The organism is Streptomyces sp. NPDC050743, from assembly GCF_044456925.1.
Taxonomy (GTDB): domain Bacteria; phylum Actinomycetota; class Actinomycetes; order Streptomycetales; family Streptomycetaceae; genus Streptomyces.
Map to the genome: position 1 here is coordinate 17157 of NZ_JBITGJ010000047.1, position 15727 is coordinate 32883.

The window sequence follows — 15727 nt, forward strand, 5'->3', positions numbered from 1 at the left end:
GACTCAGCTCCGCAGCCAGATGACCAGGGCCGCGGCGGTGCCCTGGAAGACGTAGCCGCGCTTGTCGTAGCGAGTGGCCACGGCACGGGACTGCTTGAGCTTGTTGATCGCCCGTTCGACCTGCTCGTCCTTCGCCTCCTGGAACTTGAACGTCTCGACCGTCAAGCGGCTGGAGTGCTTCACCATGCGCTGGAGAAGGAGGTTGATCCCAAAGGGGTTGAGGCAGGCGATCCTGGTCCCGGCCTGAAGTTGGTCAGGAGAGACGTGGTAGCACTGATCGAAGAAGGCTGCGCAAGCTTTTACCTCTCCGAATGTCGGAGGAAACGGCGGCGGGAGGAACATGCGGTTGAAGCAGCCGTTCCACTGAGCCCCGGGGAGAGGTTTCACCTCAGCCACGGCTAGACGCGAGGCGAGGTTCACTCCGTTCGCGCGCAGAGAGCACGGGTGGTCGAGGACCATGGCCGTGATCTCGCGCGTGGAGCCGTCGGTTTCGATAACGGCGACTGCCTCGTAGACGTCGCCTGTGAGAACGGGACGTGCGGCGGTGATGTCGTCGCCGCATGCGTGGTACAGATCGCGCGGGTCTTGGGGGTGTTCCATCTCAGCAGGCACGCACGAGTCCTGCCATCGCAAGCCCAGGCCGGGGATCGATCGTCGGCAGGTGGCGACTGCGGGGGCGCCGCAAGCCGAGCAGCGATGGCGGCCTGGCGGGTGGATGCGGTCGCGGGCAACGGAGTAGTGGCGCAGCCCGTCGGGTGCCGGGTCCAGGGCGGCGGGGTCGATGCCGGGGATTGTGAGGATCTGCAGGTCGTCCCGCATGTTCTCCTCCTTGCCGCCGATCGCCCTTGTGGTGCTGCTGGGCAGCGTACTGCCTAGAATCGAACACGTGAACGACCCTGCCTCTTCGCGTCTCGTGCTACTCCGCTTCCTTGAGCCAGTACAGGAACGCGACCTCGCACGCACCGCCGGTGGATCGCCGACGAGGAACGTCGCGAGCGGGAACAGCGGCAGGGTGAGCAGGCCCGCCCAACGGCGCCCGACCGGCTGCTGGAACTCGGCCTGAACCGGGACGCGGTCCCCGTGTACGTGCATGCCGGGGGCTGCTGGAACGCCGGCGGGCGGAGTACGGGCGTGGACCGGTCGACTGCGTTGCGGGCGCTCAACGAGGGTGTGGCGGAGTAACGCGCGAAGGTACTCCTCGAACGGATGAGTACTCGGAGAAGAGCTGCCGAGATCCGCGCCTTCTGTCGGGCAGCCCGCGCTCAAACCGACGACGCTCCGATGCCGACCAATGAGGAGGAATGGCTGAAGTGGGCGGAGGCGTATGCCGCACGGCTCGACCCGCCGGCGCTACGCCGACCACTCCTCTTTGTGGCGGAAGCCCTGGGTGTTGTCGATGAGGCGTAGCCAGGTCGGGACGAGTTCCCACAGGGCCGTGCGCTTGAGTGCTGACGCGAGCCTGGCGTCGGCGGTGACAAAGGGGAACCGCGTGGTGTACGCGATCCAGGCGGCGTCGCGGGAGAGGCCGTCAAGCCTTCGGCAGGCCCCCCGCCCCTGCACGCCGGTCAGTCCGCTCCACTCCTGGCCGTCCCGCTGGGCGGTGAACGCCACCTGTGCGGGGGACTGCTCCTGCATCGCCCTGCCGTGCCGTGTATCGGTGGAGGTTACGAAGATCAACGACGGGACGGTCCCCGCCGTCAGCGCGTATAGGACGGCGCAGGCTCCGGGGCCGTCCGCGTCCGTGTGGGCGAGGGTCATTGTCGTGTGGCCGCCGAGCGCCTGGCGGATGGCGAGCGGCGTGGGCGTGGCGGAAGTCCCGGTCATGGCGGATGCCCTGTCTTTGCTGGTTGTTGCTCGTCAGTGCCGGGTCCGGCCCGACGGGACGGGCCACGGGGCAGGCGAGGCTCCGGAGTGGTGCGGTGGTGCCGCGGTCGGCGACGGATTCTCGGCGCACCTCGCGCCCGCTCGGCTCATGTCGTGTCGGCGGCGCCGAGGATCCGGTAGGCGAGGTGGAAGAACTGTTCGCGCTCGGCGGGCGACAGTTCTTCCAGAAGCAGGTCCTCGACCTGAGCAGCGTAGGGAGCGAGGTGGGCGACCGCCGCACACCCGGCCGGGGTGAGGTTGAGGACCTTGCGGCGCGCGTCGGCGGTGTCGCGTTCGATGGCGAGCAGCCCTCGTACCCTCAGCCGCTCCACGATGGGTGCCGCGGTGGACTTGTCCAGGTTCGCATGGTGGCCCAGTGTGCGCTGGTCCATCGCGCCCCGCAGGTACAGCGTGCCAAGGACGGTGAACTGGGGTCCCGTGATGTCGTCGGGCAGCGTTTGCAGCCACAACCGGGTGCGCTGCTGGAACAGCCGCCGGATGACGTTTCCCGCACCCGTGATGCCCCGGACGATGTGTTCGTCGTTGCCGGTCGCGACGGCGTCGCCGTCCCCGCCGCCTTCCTTGTCGATCACGATGTGCTCCTCCCACAGGTGTGTCGAACCGTTGCGTGACCAGGCTGTCACGCGACGGTTCGGCCTCCTTCCATCGGCCCTCCCCGCGGCGGTCCCCGAAGGGCGCGGGGACGGACGTTTGCGTTAGGGCGTACACGGAGTAGTGTAGCCGTCAGAAAAGGACGTGTACGTCCTTTATCTCGTCGGAAGGCATACTCATGCGACTCATCGTGGCCATGACCGGAGCTACCGGGGCCGTCATTGGTGTCCGTCTCCTTGAGGCCCTGCGTGACCTGGAGGTGGAGACCCATCTCGTGATGAGCCGGTGGGCCCGCGCGACCATCGCGCTGGAAACGGAGTACACCGCGCGGGAGGTGGCCGCGCTCGCCACCGTCAACCATGGACCGCAGGATCAGGGAGCGACGATCTCCAGCGGGTCCTTCCACGCCGACGGCATGGTGGTCGTGCCGTGCAGCATGAAGACGGTCGCGGGCATCCGTGTCGGCTTCGCGCAGGATCTCGTCGGCCGGGCGGCGGACGTGACCCTCAAGGAGGGCCGCAAGCTCGTCCTGGTCGCCCGGGAGACCCCGCTGTCCACCATCCACCTGGAGAACCTGCTGGCGCTGTCCCGGATGGGCGTGACGATCCTGCCTCCGACACCCGCCTTCTACAACCACCCCAAGGGCCTTGACGACATCGTCGACCACATCGTCGCCCGCACGCTCGACCAGTTCCGGCTGCGGCTGCCCAGCGCCCGCCGCTGGAACGGGCTGGCCGACGAACACCACGGGCGGGCTGCTGACCTTCCCGAGTCCGAGGGCCTCCCCGACGTCCTGCCCGCCGCCAGCGACCTCGCCTGACCGGGCGGATACCCCCCTGAGAACGAAGGACGACCCAATGGCTTATGCAGACCTCCGGGAATTCCTGGAAGCCTTGCGGAAGAACGACCAACTCCTCCAGTACTCCGAGCCCGTCAAGCCCGAGCCGGACCTGAGTTCCGCGGCCGTCGCCACCACCAACCTGACCGACAGCGGGCCCGCCCTCCTGTTCGACAACGTCGCGGGGTACGAGCAGGGGAAGGGCCGGGTGGCCCTCAACGTGGTCGGCTCCTGGCCCAACCACGCCCTCATGCTCGGCATGGACAAGAACACCTCCGTCAAGGATCAGTTCTTCGAGTTCGCCCAGCGCTGGGACGCCTTTCCCGGCGCGATCGAGCGCCGGGACGACGCTCCCTGGCAGGAGCACACCCTGACCGAGGGCATCGACCTCTTCCAGCTCCTGCCGCTGTTCCGCCTCAACGCCCACGACGTCGGCTGCTACATCGACAAGGCGATCGTCGTCACCCGCGACCCGGACGACCCGGAGCACTTCGGCAAGCAGAACTCCGGCATCTACCGCATCCAGGTCAAGGACCGGGACCGCCTCGGCATCCAGCCGCTGGCCGCCCACGACATCGGATTGCACCTGCAGAAGGCCGAGGAACGCGGCGAGAACCTCCCGATCGCCATCGCCATCGGCAACGAACCGGTCATCACCACCGTAGGCGGCATGCCGCTGGCCTACGACCAGTCCGAGTACGAGATGGCCGCCGCCATCCAGGGCGCGCCGTACCGCATCGCCAAGGCGCCGCTGACCGGCCTCGACGTGCCGTGGGGATCGGAGGTGATCCTCGAAGGCGAGATCATCTGCGGCGAGCGGGAGATCGAGGGGCCGTTCGGCGAGTTCACCGGCTACTACTCCGGCGCCCGCAGCCAGCCCGTCATCCGGATCACGCGGGTCAGCCACCGTACCGACCCCATCTTCGAGCACCTCTACCTCGGCAAGCCGTGGACGGAGATGGACTACACGCTCGCCCTGAACACCAGCGTCCCGCTGTACCGGCAGCTCAAGGCGGACTTCCCGGAGGTCGTGGCGGTCAACGCCATGTACACCCAGGGCCTGCTCGGGATCATCTCCGTCAGGCAGCGCTTCGGCGGCCACGCCAAGGCGGTCGGCATGCGCGCGATGACGACTCCTCACGGCCTGGCCTACTGCAAGGTGATCATCGTTGTCGACGACGACGTCGATCCGTTCAACCTGGCGCAGGTCATGTGGGCCCTGTCGGTGCGCTTCCACCCGCAGCACGACCTCGTGGTCGTGCCGAACGGCTCGGTGCTGGCGCTCGACCCGAGCTCCGACCCGGACGGCATCGTCCACAAGGTGGTGATCGACGCCACCACCCCGATCTCGCCGGAAGTCCGCGGCCACTACTCCCACGAGGTCGCCAATCCGGCGGCCACCCCCGCCTGGGAGACGATCCTGAAGGGACTGATCAAGTGACCTCCCCCCTGAACACCACCGTCTGCCCGCGCTGCGAGGTGTCCACGGTGCGCGTCCTGACCACTTCGCCGCTGCCCGGCGTGTGGACCATGTACGTCTGCGACACCTGCTTCTACACCTACCGCTCTACCGAGGAGGCCGCCGCCACCGAGCCGGCCGCCTACCCCGAGGAGTGGAAGGTCGACCCGGCCGACATCCCCGGCATGATCGCCATGCCGCCGGTGCCGCAGCGCCGCGCCTGACCCTCCCCGTCCTCGGGGCCGTGCGGACCTCGCCCGCACGGCCCCGAGGCATTCGCGCGAGCGGCTGTCACCGGCGTCAGCGTGCGAACTGTCGTCGCCCGTCGGGCAGCGACAACCCGTCTCCGCACCTGACCGGCCGGCCGAGCCCCGGCCGGGTTCCCGCAGCGCGACAAGACGTCCAGAGGCCGGGGGCCTTGTCGCGGCGGCCCAGCAGCAGGTCGCCGGGGTCGGTGGCCCGGCAGCCGCGGCGCAGGTTGAGGACCTCGCCGGGGCGCATGCCGCTGAGGTGGCACACCACCGTGAACAGCGCGGCGGTCAGCACCTGCACGAGGCCGGGCAATTCACCGGCGGTGATCGGGCTCTCGCGCCAGGGCCGCCCGTCGATCCGGCCGGTGATCGGGGCCGGCAGGGGGCAGCCGTCGGCGATCGGCAGGCCGCTGGCGGCGGCCATCCGGCGCTGGAGGTCGGAGCGGAGCTTGCCGTGGGAGGAGTCCAGGCCCAGCAGCCGGCACAGGGCGTACTCGTCGAGGACCAGGCCGCCGTCGGCGCCGCGGCGGCCCGGCAGGACGGCATCCGCTCCGGCGGCCGCGAGGAACCGGGCGAGGCGGTCGCGGATCGGCAGGCCGTCGAACCCGGCCTGCGACCGGTACTCACCCGCGCGCAGTCCCTGCCAGACCCGCCGGGCTTCGGCGACGTCCGGACCGATGTCCTCCAGCATCCGCAGGCTCCACGCCAGCAGCGCCTCCATCATCGCCAGCGCGATCCGCGGCGTCTTGTTCACCCGGCCCGGGCCCGGCACCACGACCAGGGCGTCGTCGCGGGCGCCGCGCCACGGGTCGGCGGTGGCCATCCGGCACGGTGCGGGCAGCAGGTCGCGGTAGGAGTGCAGCAGCAGGACGGCGCCCTGCAGTGCGCGCTTGCGCTGCGCGGGGATCGTGGCCGTCAGCACGTGGTCCCGGTAGGCCTCCAGGTGCCGGTCGGTCAGCTGGTCCCATCCGGTCAGGCCGCGCAGCCGCATCTGCTCGCCGACACCCCGCACCGCCAGCAGGCCCTCGTCTGCGCGGCGCGGGGTGTCCGCCGACACCGGGTGGTCCAGCAGCGCGAGGGCCCACGTCTTGAACAGGAGTGACCAGGGCGGTGGGGAACTTCGCCCAGTGCACTGCCCACACCCCTTCGTGGGCGTCCGGGTGAGCCGGTTGCAGCGCCTAGACCGGGGCGCCGAACCGCGACAGCTGCTCCACCGGGGTGCCGGGACGCAGCGCCCGGCCCCCCAGGATCACCACGTCCGCCTCCGCCACGGCCCTGCCGGCCCGCCGCCGGGCGCCGGCAGGGCGCGCGCGGGGGCGGTCACCGCAGCTCCCACCGTCCGTCGAGGACCTGCTCGACCAGGGCGCGCTGCCCGGCGCTCACCCCGGCGCGGGCGCGGTCCTGTTCCGCCGGGGTGTAGTGGCCGAGGATCTCATCGAGCTGCCCGAGCGCCGGCCCGTACTTCACCATCGACGTCCGCGGGTCCAGGTCGTGCGCGGGGCCCGCAGGTGGTCGGCGGCGGCGACCTGCACCGGCACCTGGTGGGGCAGGGCGCGGGCGTTCGGGCAGGACAGGCACGTCAGGAACGACGCCGGACACGGCGCGCCGGCCTTGGCGTGCGGGCCGGCGGTATGGTCGACGCAGCCGGTGAGCACCGTGTCGCTGTGCCCGGCAACCAGCGCCTCGACCGCTGCCGGGGTAAGTCCTGTCTCCTGCGCGGCCGCGGCCGGATCGAGGCGGGCGCGGGCGACGAAACCGGCGGTGAAGACCGGCACCGCCAGGCGGGCGCGGGCCTTGTCGACCTCCCCGCGCAGCGCCTGGGCCACGACGGTCCGGGACTCGCGCACGACCTGGTCGCTGCGCATCAGGTACTGGTCGTTCATCGTGGCCCGGGTGTGGGCGACGGGCCGGCGGGCGCGCACCAGCGCGGCGTTGCGCAGCCACCGCACGTTCAGCGGCGGCAGCCCGCCCTCGGCGACGTCGGCGCCGCCGGCGGGGAAGCCGTTCGCCCGCGCCCACGCCGAGACGTGGAAGGACTGCGGGCGGGACCGCCATCGCGTGCCCCCGGGCCCGGCCACCGCGTGGTACGCCCCGAACGCCGCCCAGGTCGCGAGGATCACCCGGCACCGAACCAGCCGCAAGACCGGGAAACGGACCCGCGAGACCGTCTACGTGATCACCGACCGCACCAGCCGACAGGCCTCACCGGAGCGGATCGCTCGCCTTGTGAGATCACAGTGGGTGATCGAAAACCAGCTGCACTTCGTCCGGGATGTCACCTTCGACGAGGACCGCTCCCAAATACGCACTGGACACGGCCCGGAGAACATGGCCACCCTGCGCAGCCTCGCGATCAACAAGCTCCGTCTTGACGGCCACACCAACACCGCCGCCGGCCTCCGCGAGATGTCCTACGAACCCTTCACCCGCCCCTCGACCTCCTCGGCATCGCCCCGTGACCAGCAACAACACCAAGATCAAACGACTTTGGAACGGCCCTGGTACCCGCGGGACGCGCCGTGTTGGATCGTCGACTCAGGGCGTTTCCATCCCCTATCTGATCAGCAGCCCGTTTACCATGATTTTTCCGGTATGTATGTCGGCTGTCCTTGACTGGGGGATGGGCCGCTTGGGAACCGAAGGGATGAGTAGATGGCGGAACGGCGCGGTATCACGCTGGCGGTAACGGGTGCGGGGGGCACCCGGATGGCGCGGTTCGTCCTGGAAGCGCTGGTCAAGGACGATCGGGTGGGGCGGATCGACCTGATGGTCTCCCAGGCGGGGCGGAAGCTGGTGGCGTACGAAACCGGGCGGGATGCCTCCGGGGACGCCGCCGAGCTGGTGCTGGGCGCGCGGCCTGCGGTGGACAAGGTCGTGGAGTGGGATCCGGAGGACCTGAACGGCGGGCCGACCTCGGGGAGTTACCCGACCTGGGGGATGCTCGTGGTGCCCTGTGCGCTGGGCGTGGTCGGGCGGGTGGCGAACGGCACGGCGAACACCTTGATTGAGCGGGCGGCCGACGTGACGCTGAAGGAGCGGCGTCCGCTGGTGCTGTGTGTGCGAGAGACCCCGTTCAACCTCATCCACCTGCGCAACCTCACCCAGGTAGCGGAGGCGGGCGGCGTCGTCTACCCGATGATCCCCACCTTCTACAACCTGCCGCAGACGGTCGACCAGTTCTACGAGGAGTTCACCGCCCGACTGCTGGCCTTCATCGGCCTGCCGCAGACGGACTACTACACCTATTCGGGCGCCGAGTCTCCTGCCCACCACGATCGGGCTGGCCTGCGCTGAGCCGTGCGGCGGCCGACCACTGTCACGGCGTGACGGTCGCCCTGCCGAGTGCGTGCCTGCTGGAGGTGCTGCGCGAACTGCTTGGCGTGGTGTCCGCTCGGGTGACATGCCCTCAGACGGGCATCCCTCGCCGTGCGAAACGCTGCGGAGGGCTCCGGTACGCGCCTGGGGTCTTGTGTCGCTGTACGCGAGGAGGCGGATTGAGCCGTCTCCCACCTGAAGACAGGTCACGGGGCTGGTGTGGGGGCTCGGGCTGGTCGGGGGTTTGATGGGCAGCAGGTGATCGTCTGCCGTGCGGTCGGTTCGCCGGAATCGCGGTACAGGGGATCTTCTCCGCATCTGACCTCACCGCACCGAAGCGTCGCAGCGGTACCCGACCCCCGGGGACACTTCTCAATTAGGGCGTGCGCGGAGCGTTTTATGGCCCAAGAAGGGGCGCGCACGTCCCTCTCCTCGTCGTCGGAAGGCACACCATGCGACTCGTCGTCGCCATGACCGGAGCGACCGGGGCCATCCTCGGTGTCCGCCTCCTGGAGGCCCTGCGGGAGCTGGAGGTGGAGACGCACCTGGTGATGAGCCGGTGGGCCCGTTCCACCGTGAGCCTGGAGACGCGTTGCACCGCCAGGGATGTGGCCGAGCTGGCGACCGTCAGCCACGCGCCCCACGACCAGGGAGCGTCGATCTCAAGTGGCTCGTTCCCCACCGACGGCATGATCGTCGTCCCGTGCAGCATGAAGACGGTGGCGGGCATCCGCACCGGGTTCGCACAGGACCTCGTCGGCCGGGCCGCGGACGTGACCCTCAAGGAGCGCCGCAAGCTCGTCCTGGTGGTCCGCGAGACGCCACTGTCGACCATCCACCTGGAAAACCTTCTGGAGCTCTCCCGGATAGGCGTCACCGTGCTGCCTCCGACACCGGCCTTCTACAACCACCCCGCAGGGCTCGACGACGTGATCGACCACATCGTGGCCCGCACCCTCGACCAGTTTCAGCTGCGGATGCCCGGGTCCCGCCGCTGGAACGGGATGGCCGCACCGCACACCGGTCGCGCGGACGTCCCACGCGACCGGGATGACGAGATTCGGCTCCCCGATGAGCGCGACCGAGCCTGACGGCCCGTCAGGACGCCCGACCGCAACAGAAGGACAACCCATGGCCTACGCCAATCTACGGGAATTCCTCAGCTTCCTGGAGAGGAACGACCAACTGCTCACCTACTCCGACCCCGTCAGGCCCGAGCCCGACCTGAGTTCCGCGGCTGCCGCCGTCACCAATCTCACCGACCGTGGGCCGGCCCTGTTGTTCGACAACATTGATGGCTACGAGCCCGGGCGGGGGCGTGTCGCTCTCAACGTGGTGGGTTCCTGGCCCAACCACGCGCTCATGCTGGGTATGGACAAGGACACTCCCGTCAAGGAGCAGTTCTTCGAGTTCGCCCGGCGCTGGGACGCCTTCCCCGGCCAGGTCGAGCGCCGTGACGACCCGCCGTGGCAGGAGCACACGCTGACCGAGGACATCGATCTTTTTCGGTTGCTGCCGCTGTTCCGCCTGAATGAGCGGGATGTGGGCACCTACATCGACAAGGCGATCGTCGTCACCCGTGATCCGGACGACCCGGAGCACTTCGGTAAGCAGAACGCCGGCATCTATCGCATCCAGGTCAAGGACAGGGATCGCCTGGGTATCCAGCCGTTGGCCGCCCATGACATCGGTCTGCATCTGCGGAAGGCCGAGGAGCGGGATGAGAACCTGCCCATCGCCATCGCCATCGGCAACGAACCGGTCATTACCACTGTCGGCGGGATGCCGCTCGCCTACGACCAGTCCGAGTACGAGATGGCCGCCGCGATCCAGGGCGCCCCTTACCGTATCGGCAGGGCGCCGCTGACCGGCCTCGATGTGCCCTGGGGCTCTGAGGTGGTCCTCGAAGGCGAGATCGTCCGTGGTGAGCGGGAGATCGAGGGGCCGTTCGGCGAGTTCACCGGCTACTACTCCGGGGCTCGCAGTCAGCCGGTCATCCGCATCACCAGGGTCAGCCACCGCACTGATCCCATTTTTGAGCACCTTTATCTCGGCAAGCCGTGGACGGAGATGGACTACACGCTCGCCCTGAACACCAGCGTCCCGCTGTACCGGCAGCTCAAGGCGGACTTCCCGGAGGTCGTGGCGGTCAACGCCATGTACACCCAGGGCCTGCTCGGGATCATCTCCGTCAGGCAGCGCTTCGGCGGCCACGCCAAGGCGGTCGGCATGCGCGCGATGACGACTCCTCACGGCCTGGCCTACTGCAAGGTGATCATCGTCGTCGACGACGACGTCGACCCGTTCAACCTCGCGCAGGTGATGTGGGCCCTGTCGGTGCGCTTCCATGCCCAGCACGACATCGTCACCGTGCCCAACGGCTCGGTTTTGGCCCTTGATCCGAGTTCCGAGCCGGATGGCATCGTCCACAAAGTGGTCATCGACGCCACCACCCCGAAGTCTCCCGAGACGCGGGGCCACTACTCCCACGAGGTCGCCAACCCACCGGCTACCGCCGCGTGGGAGACCATCCTGAAGGAACTGATCAAGTGACCTCCCCATTCAACACGACCATCTGCCCGCGCTGTGAGGAGTCCGCGGTGCGCGTGATGACCACCTCACCCGTCCCGGGCAAGTGGACCATGTACGTCTGCGACACCTGCTTCTACAGCTACCGCTCCACCGAAGGGCCGGCCGCCACCGATCCCTCCGCCTTCCCCCGGGAATGGAAGGTCGACCCGGCCGACATCCCGGGCATGCCCGCTATGCCGCCCGTACCGCGGCGCCGCGGTTGAGTCCGCGGACGACGGCCGCTGCGGCGCGCACGTCTCACCGGCCGTCTTCGTTGCGGTGGTCCGTGGGCCTCGTCCAGGGAGCTGGCAGGTGATGCCAACCGGCGAAGTGAATCGACGTCAGTAGCACTCCTGAAGAACGAGCGTGCCCCCCGTGTGAGTTACCTGACCCGCGAGGCCGCCCGGCAGGACATCACCCGCTACATCGAATTCTGGTACAATCGCAAAAGCCTCCACTCGGCTGTCGGTTACCGTCCTCCGCGAGAAGTCCACGCCGAGCACGCGAGGTTGCGAATCGCCGGGTGAAATATACGGTCAGATCCCTGTCCGAAAAACGCGAGGCCCCTCAGGTGGCCCCCGCCTGGGCCGACCCGAACCTCACTGCTGTACCGGACCACCCGTGCGCTGCTGTCCGTGCCAGCGGTACTGCTACGCCGGGAGACCGCCAAGGATGCCGAACTGCTGGTGCTGCGGCACGAGAACGCTGTACTGCAACGGCAACTCACCCATCCGATCCGCTACGAGCCGGCCGACCGATTCTGGCTGGCCGCGCTGTCGTCGCTGATACCGCGCCGCCGCTGGAGCAGCGTCTTCCCGATCACGCCAGGGACGCTACTGGCCTGGCACCGAAGGCTGATCACCAGAAAGTGGGACTACTCCGGCCGACGCCGACACACCGGTAGACCAGCCACCGCTGCCGCGCTCAAGAAACTGGTCCTGCGCCTGGCGCGTGACAATCCCCGGTGGGGGCATCGCCGGATCCAGGGCGAGCTGGCCCGGCTGGGGCACCCGATCGCGTCATCAACAGTGTGGCAGATCCTGCACGCTGCCAGCATCGGCCCGGCCCCGCGTCGCTCCGGTCCAAGCTGGCGCGAATTCCTCACCATACAGGCGGAGGGAATCATCGCCGCGGACTTCTTCCACGTGGACACCGTGACCGGCAGGCGCCTGTACGCGCTGGTGTTCCTGGAGCACGGCACCCGCAGACTCCACGTCACCGGCGTCACCGCCCACCCCACCGCACAATGGGCGACCCAGCAGGCCCGCAACCTCGCCGCGGATCTCGGCGCCCGCGTCGAGTCCCTACGCTTCGCCCTTCGCGACCGCGACAGCAAGTACACCAGCTCCTTCGACGCCGTCTTCGAAGCGGAAGAGATGGAGGTGCTGCTCAGTGCGCCGCAGGCGCAGCGGATGAACGCTCACTGCGAGCGCGCGATCGGCACGATCCGCCGGGAGGCACTCGACCACGTTCTGATCATGAACGAGGCCCACGCTCGACAGGTCCTCACCGAGTACCAGCACCACTACAACAGGCATCGACCGCACCGAGCCCGAGACCAACGACCGCCCGAGGCTCGGGACCAGCCCGTTGTCGGGCACGACCCCCACGCGCAAAGACTCCTACGCACCCGCGTCCTCGGCGGAGTCATCAACGAGTACAGATATGCCGTTTGAGCTGCAGCGATGACTTTCCGAGCCCCACAGGTTCGACATGGGCGAGCTCCGTGCGATGTGCGTCGCGTGATCGAGGCCGGGTTCCGATGCGCGACTCCCGGGATCACGGCGAGGGATGCACGGCTTTCGTCGTCATCGTTGGCGAGATCATGCCCGCGTGCCCGGCAGGTCGCACGAACCGGCCTCAGTCGATGGGAGAGGTCCGTCCTTTTCGGAGTTTCACCGACAGCGGCTCGTGTACGACGAATCTGCGTCAATTGGACGAATCTGCGTCAACTGTACGTCCGGCGCCGCAGGCCGGGCCGGTCACGCAGCACCCGCCGTGGCCGGATGCGGGGCGGATCTGTCACCACCCGGTCACCGGCCCCGATCGGCCTGGTGAGCGCAGGCCCCCTGCCGGCATCGTGGCGCCGCCGGGACCATGACGCCTCGTCAGCCGAACTACCGCCGCGATCGCCCACCGCGGGCGCCGGCGTCCTACCGGCCCGCGGCAGCTGTCTCCGTCGGCCGGGTGTCCGGCTTGGCTTGCTGTTCCTTGAATCCCATGCCGAGCGGGCGGGCGAGTCCCAGGACGTCTTCGTCCACCCGCTGCAGATGACGCAGTGCCACCTGAGTGAGCCGGTTTCGCTGCTGCTCCGTCTCCGGCGCCGTCCGCCTTCCGGATCCGGGGGCGTGAGGGGCTTCGGAGTCCTTCTGCGCGGTGGCGGTTCCCGCCTCGGCGTCGAGAGGCTCCCGGCAGCCACCCTTGGTCTGCAGGCACTCGATGAGCGCGCCGAGGTTGCGGTCTACGCGTCCTGCCACCTCGGATAGCCGCGCATCGCTCACGATCCCCGGACTGCCTGGCGCGGGCTGGGCGATGGCCGCGAGGTTGCGGGCGTGGTAGGCGGCCGTCTCCAGCAGTCCCAGGACGTAACGGGTGAGCCGCCGGCGACGGCGCAAGGGGGTGATCGGATGGCGCAGCGGCAGAGTGGTGGTCCGCAGATCGGCCAGTGCGCCGTCCAAGGCCCGTGAACGGTGGAGCAGGTCGACGGGGCGACCGCCGCCGAGCTCGGCCACACCCTGGCCGGTCACCTCACGCAGTCGTGAGAGCACTTCGCGGATCTGCTCCTCGGTGCGCTCCTGCGTCCGCACCGGCAACACCAGCAGGCCCACCACGACCGCGCAGGCGGCCCCCAGCGCGGACTCGCCCAGCCGTATCACGAGCAGGTCCGGGGTGAAGCTGTGCAACAGCGTGTAAAGCAGCCCGATCATCGCGGTGACGAAGAAGGACACCACCGCGTAGGAGATCGCGTAGAAAGTCCCGAACAGGCACAGGATGACCAGCGTGAACGCGGCCCAGGGCTGGTTGCCGACCAGGCTGGCCAAGCCGATTCCGGCCAGGACGCCGAGCAGGGTGCCCACCAGGCGCCGGGACCCTTTGACCAGGATTTCTCCGGCCGAGGAGGTGTTGACGAACACCACCCAGCAGGTGAAGACGGCCCAGTACCAGCGCTGCGGCGACAGCAGTTCGCCACCCACGATCGCCAGGGCCGAGGCGAGGGAAACCTGCACGGCGATACGGGTGGTAGTGCGTTCCAGGCCGGCCGGTTCGCCCTCCTCCTCGGACTTCTCCCTTAGGGCGTCCTCGGCGTCGAGGACGGCGTCCTCGGTTTGCAGCTCCTCCCGGCAGCGCACGGTCTCGGGGCTGTCATCCGGACTCTCCTCGCTCTCGTCAGGCCCGGTCAGTGCCAGGCGCAGGCCGAGCAGGGCTCGGCTGACGTCGCCGATCGCCCGGAACACGTCCTGTACGGCAGGGGGCGCGTCGGGCAGCCGTTCGTCGTCGCGGTAGCTCAGGAGCCGGTCCCGCACGATCTTCAGGCCGACACCGTGGTCGCTGCCGGGAGCCCGCCCGGCGACCACTTTCAGCGCGTGCAGATCGGCGATGAGACGGTGGATGACCTGCTCGTCGGCCGTGCGCAGCGGTACCGAGACGTCCGGTGGCACGCGGCCGGTGCGCTCGGTGATGTCGCTGGCGACGGGATTGACCCCCTGCAGGCCGAGCGCCCCTGTCAGCAGGACCGCGAGGTGTTCGGCGGCCACTTCCGCCTCGGCGATGCGCCGCTGGACATGGGCTGCCGTGCAGTGCTCCCGAATCGTGTCGTCCAAGTGGTCCTGGATCATCAGTGCTGCCTGATGCAGGGCAGCCGTGCGCCGCCGCAGACGGCGCACGGCCCGTTCGGCGCCAGGTGTTCCCGGCTTCTGCCGAGCCAGGTCGATGACTGCCTCAAGGTGCTGCACCAGTCGCGCGCGGAACGCCTCAAGCAGTCGTTGCAGGGTGCCCTGCGAGGACGTCGGGACGAGCCCGAACCTCACCACCGCGCTGCAGACCGCACCGATCACCAGCAGCAGGCACAGCCGAGGCAGCCACTGCGGGTGAGGCCTGACGAACTGGGTGATGAAGAACATCTGAAAGGCGATGACGCCCAACGCGCTGCACCGTCTGCTGAACCGTCGCGCGTAAGCGGCCGCGAAGATCACCAGGACGCAGACCACGTCGCTCAGCAATCGGTGGTGCACCAGCAGGGCTCCGAAAGCCAGCGCGGTCAGACCGGTCGGCAGTCCCAGAGCCAGCGTGATCGCCTGATCGCGGCGGTGCGGATCGGAGACGGCGAACGAGAAGACCTCCGCCGCCGTCGCACCGGTGACCAGGAGCGGAAGAGGGATGTGCAGCGCAGTCATCACGACGACGGACAGCAGCACGCTCAAGACGATGCGCAGCGCGTTCAGCAGCCGGATGAACCCGGGATCGGAGGCGATGACCCGGTCCCACGCGGACGTCCAGACATCCCCCACCCGCCCGGCCGGCCCCACAGTGCCTGCGGGTACTCGTTGCTGCGCGGTGTCCTGGACCGTGGCTGGGCCTCCCGAAGCGTTCCGGCCCCGGTAACGGCTTTTGCGGCCGCCGACCGGCGTGCAGGCGGGGGCATCCGGTGTGGCCCGGGCACCCTCAAGCAGACGGGTACCCGCATACACCGCGATCACCGTCTCCCGCCGGTGGCTGCACCTCCCTCAAGACTGCCAGTCCCCGCCCGGTGTGACAGCCGGCGCGGCGTTGATCTCGCCGGTCGAAGGGTTCCGCGTCAGCCGTCACCGTCCAGCGGTC

At 69.1% G+C, this 15727-nt stretch carries 17 protein-coding genes; 10 read left to right on the forward strand and 7 right to left on the reverse strand.

The genetic code is table 11. The features are described 5' to 3' along the window. Positions 1–3 precede the first annotated feature (3 nt). Positions 4–819 (reverse strand): hypothetical protein, encoded by an 816-nt coding sequence (locus tag ACIBJF_RS33000; protein ID WP_399179249.1) that lies wholly within the window; start codon positions 817–819, stop codon positions 4–6. Positions 820–1086: 267 nt separating this feature from the next. Here ACIBJF_RS33000 and ACIBJF_RS33005 point away from each other — a divergent pair, with 267 nt between their 5' ends. Further along, positions 1087–1182, forward strand: coding sequence for a DUF6233 domain-containing protein (locus ACIBJF_RS33005; protein WP_399179332.1), 96 nt, complete (start codon positions 1087–1089; stop codon positions 1180–1182). Between the two features lie 168 nt (positions 1183–1350). Here the strand turns inward: ACIBJF_RS33005 and ACIBJF_RS33010 are convergent, their stop codons facing one another. Together ACIBJF_RS33010 and ACIBJF_RS33015 are read right to left on the reverse strand one after the other, a co-directional pair. Continuing rightward, positions 1351–1824 carry a pyridoxamine 5'-phosphate oxidase gene (locus ACIBJF_RS33010; RefSeq protein WP_399179251.1) on the reverse strand — a complete coding sequence of 158 codons (474 nt, stop codon included), beginning with the start codon at positions 1822–1824 and terminating at the stop codon, positions 1351–1353. Positions 1825–1970: 146 nt separating this feature from the next. Continuing rightward, on the reverse strand, positions 1971–2456 hold the full coding sequence (locus ACIBJF_RS33015; RefSeq protein WP_399179253.1) for a MarR family winged helix-turn-helix transcriptional regulator: 486 nt from the start codon (positions 2454–2456) through the stop codon (positions 1971–1973). Positions 2457–2653: 197 nt separating this feature from the next. Here ACIBJF_RS33015 and ACIBJF_RS33020 point away from each other — a divergent pair, with 197 nt between their 5' ends. The 3 genes from ACIBJF_RS33020 to ACIBJF_RS33030 are packed head-to-tail and all read left to right on the forward strand — an operon-like array spanning position 2654 to position 4996. Next, the gene (locus ACIBJF_RS33020) at positions 2654–3295 is read left to right on the forward strand and encodes a UbiX family flavin prenyltransferase (RefSeq protein WP_399179255.1); all 642 of its coding nucleotides are present in this window, start codon (positions 2654–2656) and stop codon (positions 3293–3295) included. 37 nt (positions 3296–3332) lie between these two features. After that, positions 3333–4754, forward strand: a complete 1422-nt coding sequence (locus tag ACIBJF_RS33025; protein ID WP_399179257.1) for a non-oxidative hydroxyarylic acid decarboxylases subunit C — start codon at positions 3333–3335, stop codon at positions 4752–4754. After that, a complete protein-coding gene (locus tag ACIBJF_RS33030) occupies positions 4751–4996 on the forward strand; it encodes a non-oxidative hydroxyarylic acid decarboxylases subunit D (RefSeq protein WP_399179259.1) in 246 nt (81 codons plus the stop codon). Before ACIBJF_RS33025 ends, ACIBJF_RS33030 begins: the two co-directional genes overlap by 4 nt. 76 nt (positions 4997–5072) lie before the next feature. On the opposite strand, the gene ACIBJF_RS33035 is transcribed toward ACIBJF_RS33030, so the two are convergent. From ACIBJF_RS33035 to ACIBJF_RS33045, 3 genes are all read right to left on the reverse strand, one after another. After that, complete coding sequence (locus ACIBJF_RS33035) at positions 5073–6080, reverse strand: hypothetical protein (RefSeq protein ID WP_399179261.1); 1008 nt, start codon at positions 6078–6080, stop codon at positions 5073–5075. Positions 6081–6343: 263 nt separating this feature from the next. Beyond that, positions 6344–6493, reverse strand: a complete 150-nt coding sequence (locus tag ACIBJF_RS33040) for a hypothetical protein (RefSeq protein WP_399179263.1) — start codon at positions 6491–6493, stop codon at positions 6344–6346. Continuing rightward, complete coding sequence (locus tag ACIBJF_RS33045; protein ID WP_399179335.1) at positions 6487–7143, reverse strand: hypothetical protein; 657 nt, start codon at positions 7141–7143, stop codon at positions 6487–6489. Before ACIBJF_RS33045 ends, ACIBJF_RS33040 begins: the two co-directional genes overlap by 7 nt. Between ACIBJF_RS33045 and ACIBJF_RS33050 the strand changes: the two genes are divergently transcribed. The 6 genes from ACIBJF_RS33050 (at position 7082) to ACIBJF_RS33075 (ending at position 12585) form a co-directional block, all read left to right on the forward strand. After that, on the forward strand, positions 7082–7636 hold the full coding sequence (locus ACIBJF_RS33050) for an ISAs1 family transposase (RefSeq protein ID WP_399179265.1): 555 nt from the start codon (positions 7082–7084) through the stop codon (positions 7634–7636). The genes ACIBJF_RS33045 and ACIBJF_RS33050 overlap by 62 nt on opposite strands. 39 nt (positions 7637–7675) lie before the next feature. Then, positions 7676–8317, forward strand: a complete 642-nt coding sequence (locus ACIBJF_RS33055) for a UbiX family flavin prenyltransferase (RefSeq protein WP_399179267.1) — start codon at positions 7676–7678, stop codon at positions 8315–8317. 473 nt (positions 8318–8790) lie between these two features. Then, entirely contained in the window at positions 8791–9429 is a 639-nt protein-coding gene (locus tag ACIBJF_RS33060) for a UbiX family flavin prenyltransferase (protein ID WP_399179269.1), read from the forward strand. A gap of 40 nt (positions 9430–9469) precedes the next feature. Continuing rightward, positions 9470–10891: a non-oxidative hydroxyarylic acid decarboxylases subunit C gene (locus ACIBJF_RS33065; RefSeq protein ID WP_399179271.1), complete on the forward strand. Its 1422-nt coding sequence runs from the start codon at positions 9470–9472 to the stop codon at positions 10889–10891. After that, on the forward strand, positions 10888–11133 hold the full coding sequence (locus ACIBJF_RS33070; RefSeq protein WP_399179273.1) for a non-oxidative hydroxyarylic acid decarboxylases subunit D: 246 nt from the start codon (positions 10888–10890) through the stop codon (positions 11131–11133). Before ACIBJF_RS33065 ends, ACIBJF_RS33070 begins: the two co-directional genes overlap by 4 nt. 411 nt (positions 11134–11544) lie before the next feature. Continuing rightward, positions 11545–12585 carry an integrase core domain-containing protein gene (locus tag ACIBJF_RS33075; protein ID WP_399179275.1) on the forward strand — a complete coding sequence of 347 codons (1041 nt, stop codon included), beginning with the start codon at positions 11545–11547 and terminating at the stop codon, positions 12583–12585. 477 nt (positions 12586–13062) lie between these two features. Here ACIBJF_RS33075 and ACIBJF_RS33080 read toward each other — a convergent pair whose 3' ends face one another. Next, the gene (locus tag ACIBJF_RS33080; protein ID WP_399179276.1) at positions 13063–15417 is read right to left on the reverse strand and encodes an FUSC family protein; all 2355 of its coding nucleotides are present in this window, start codon (positions 15415–15417) and stop codon (positions 13063–13065) included. Positions 15418–15727 lie beyond the last annotated feature (310 nt).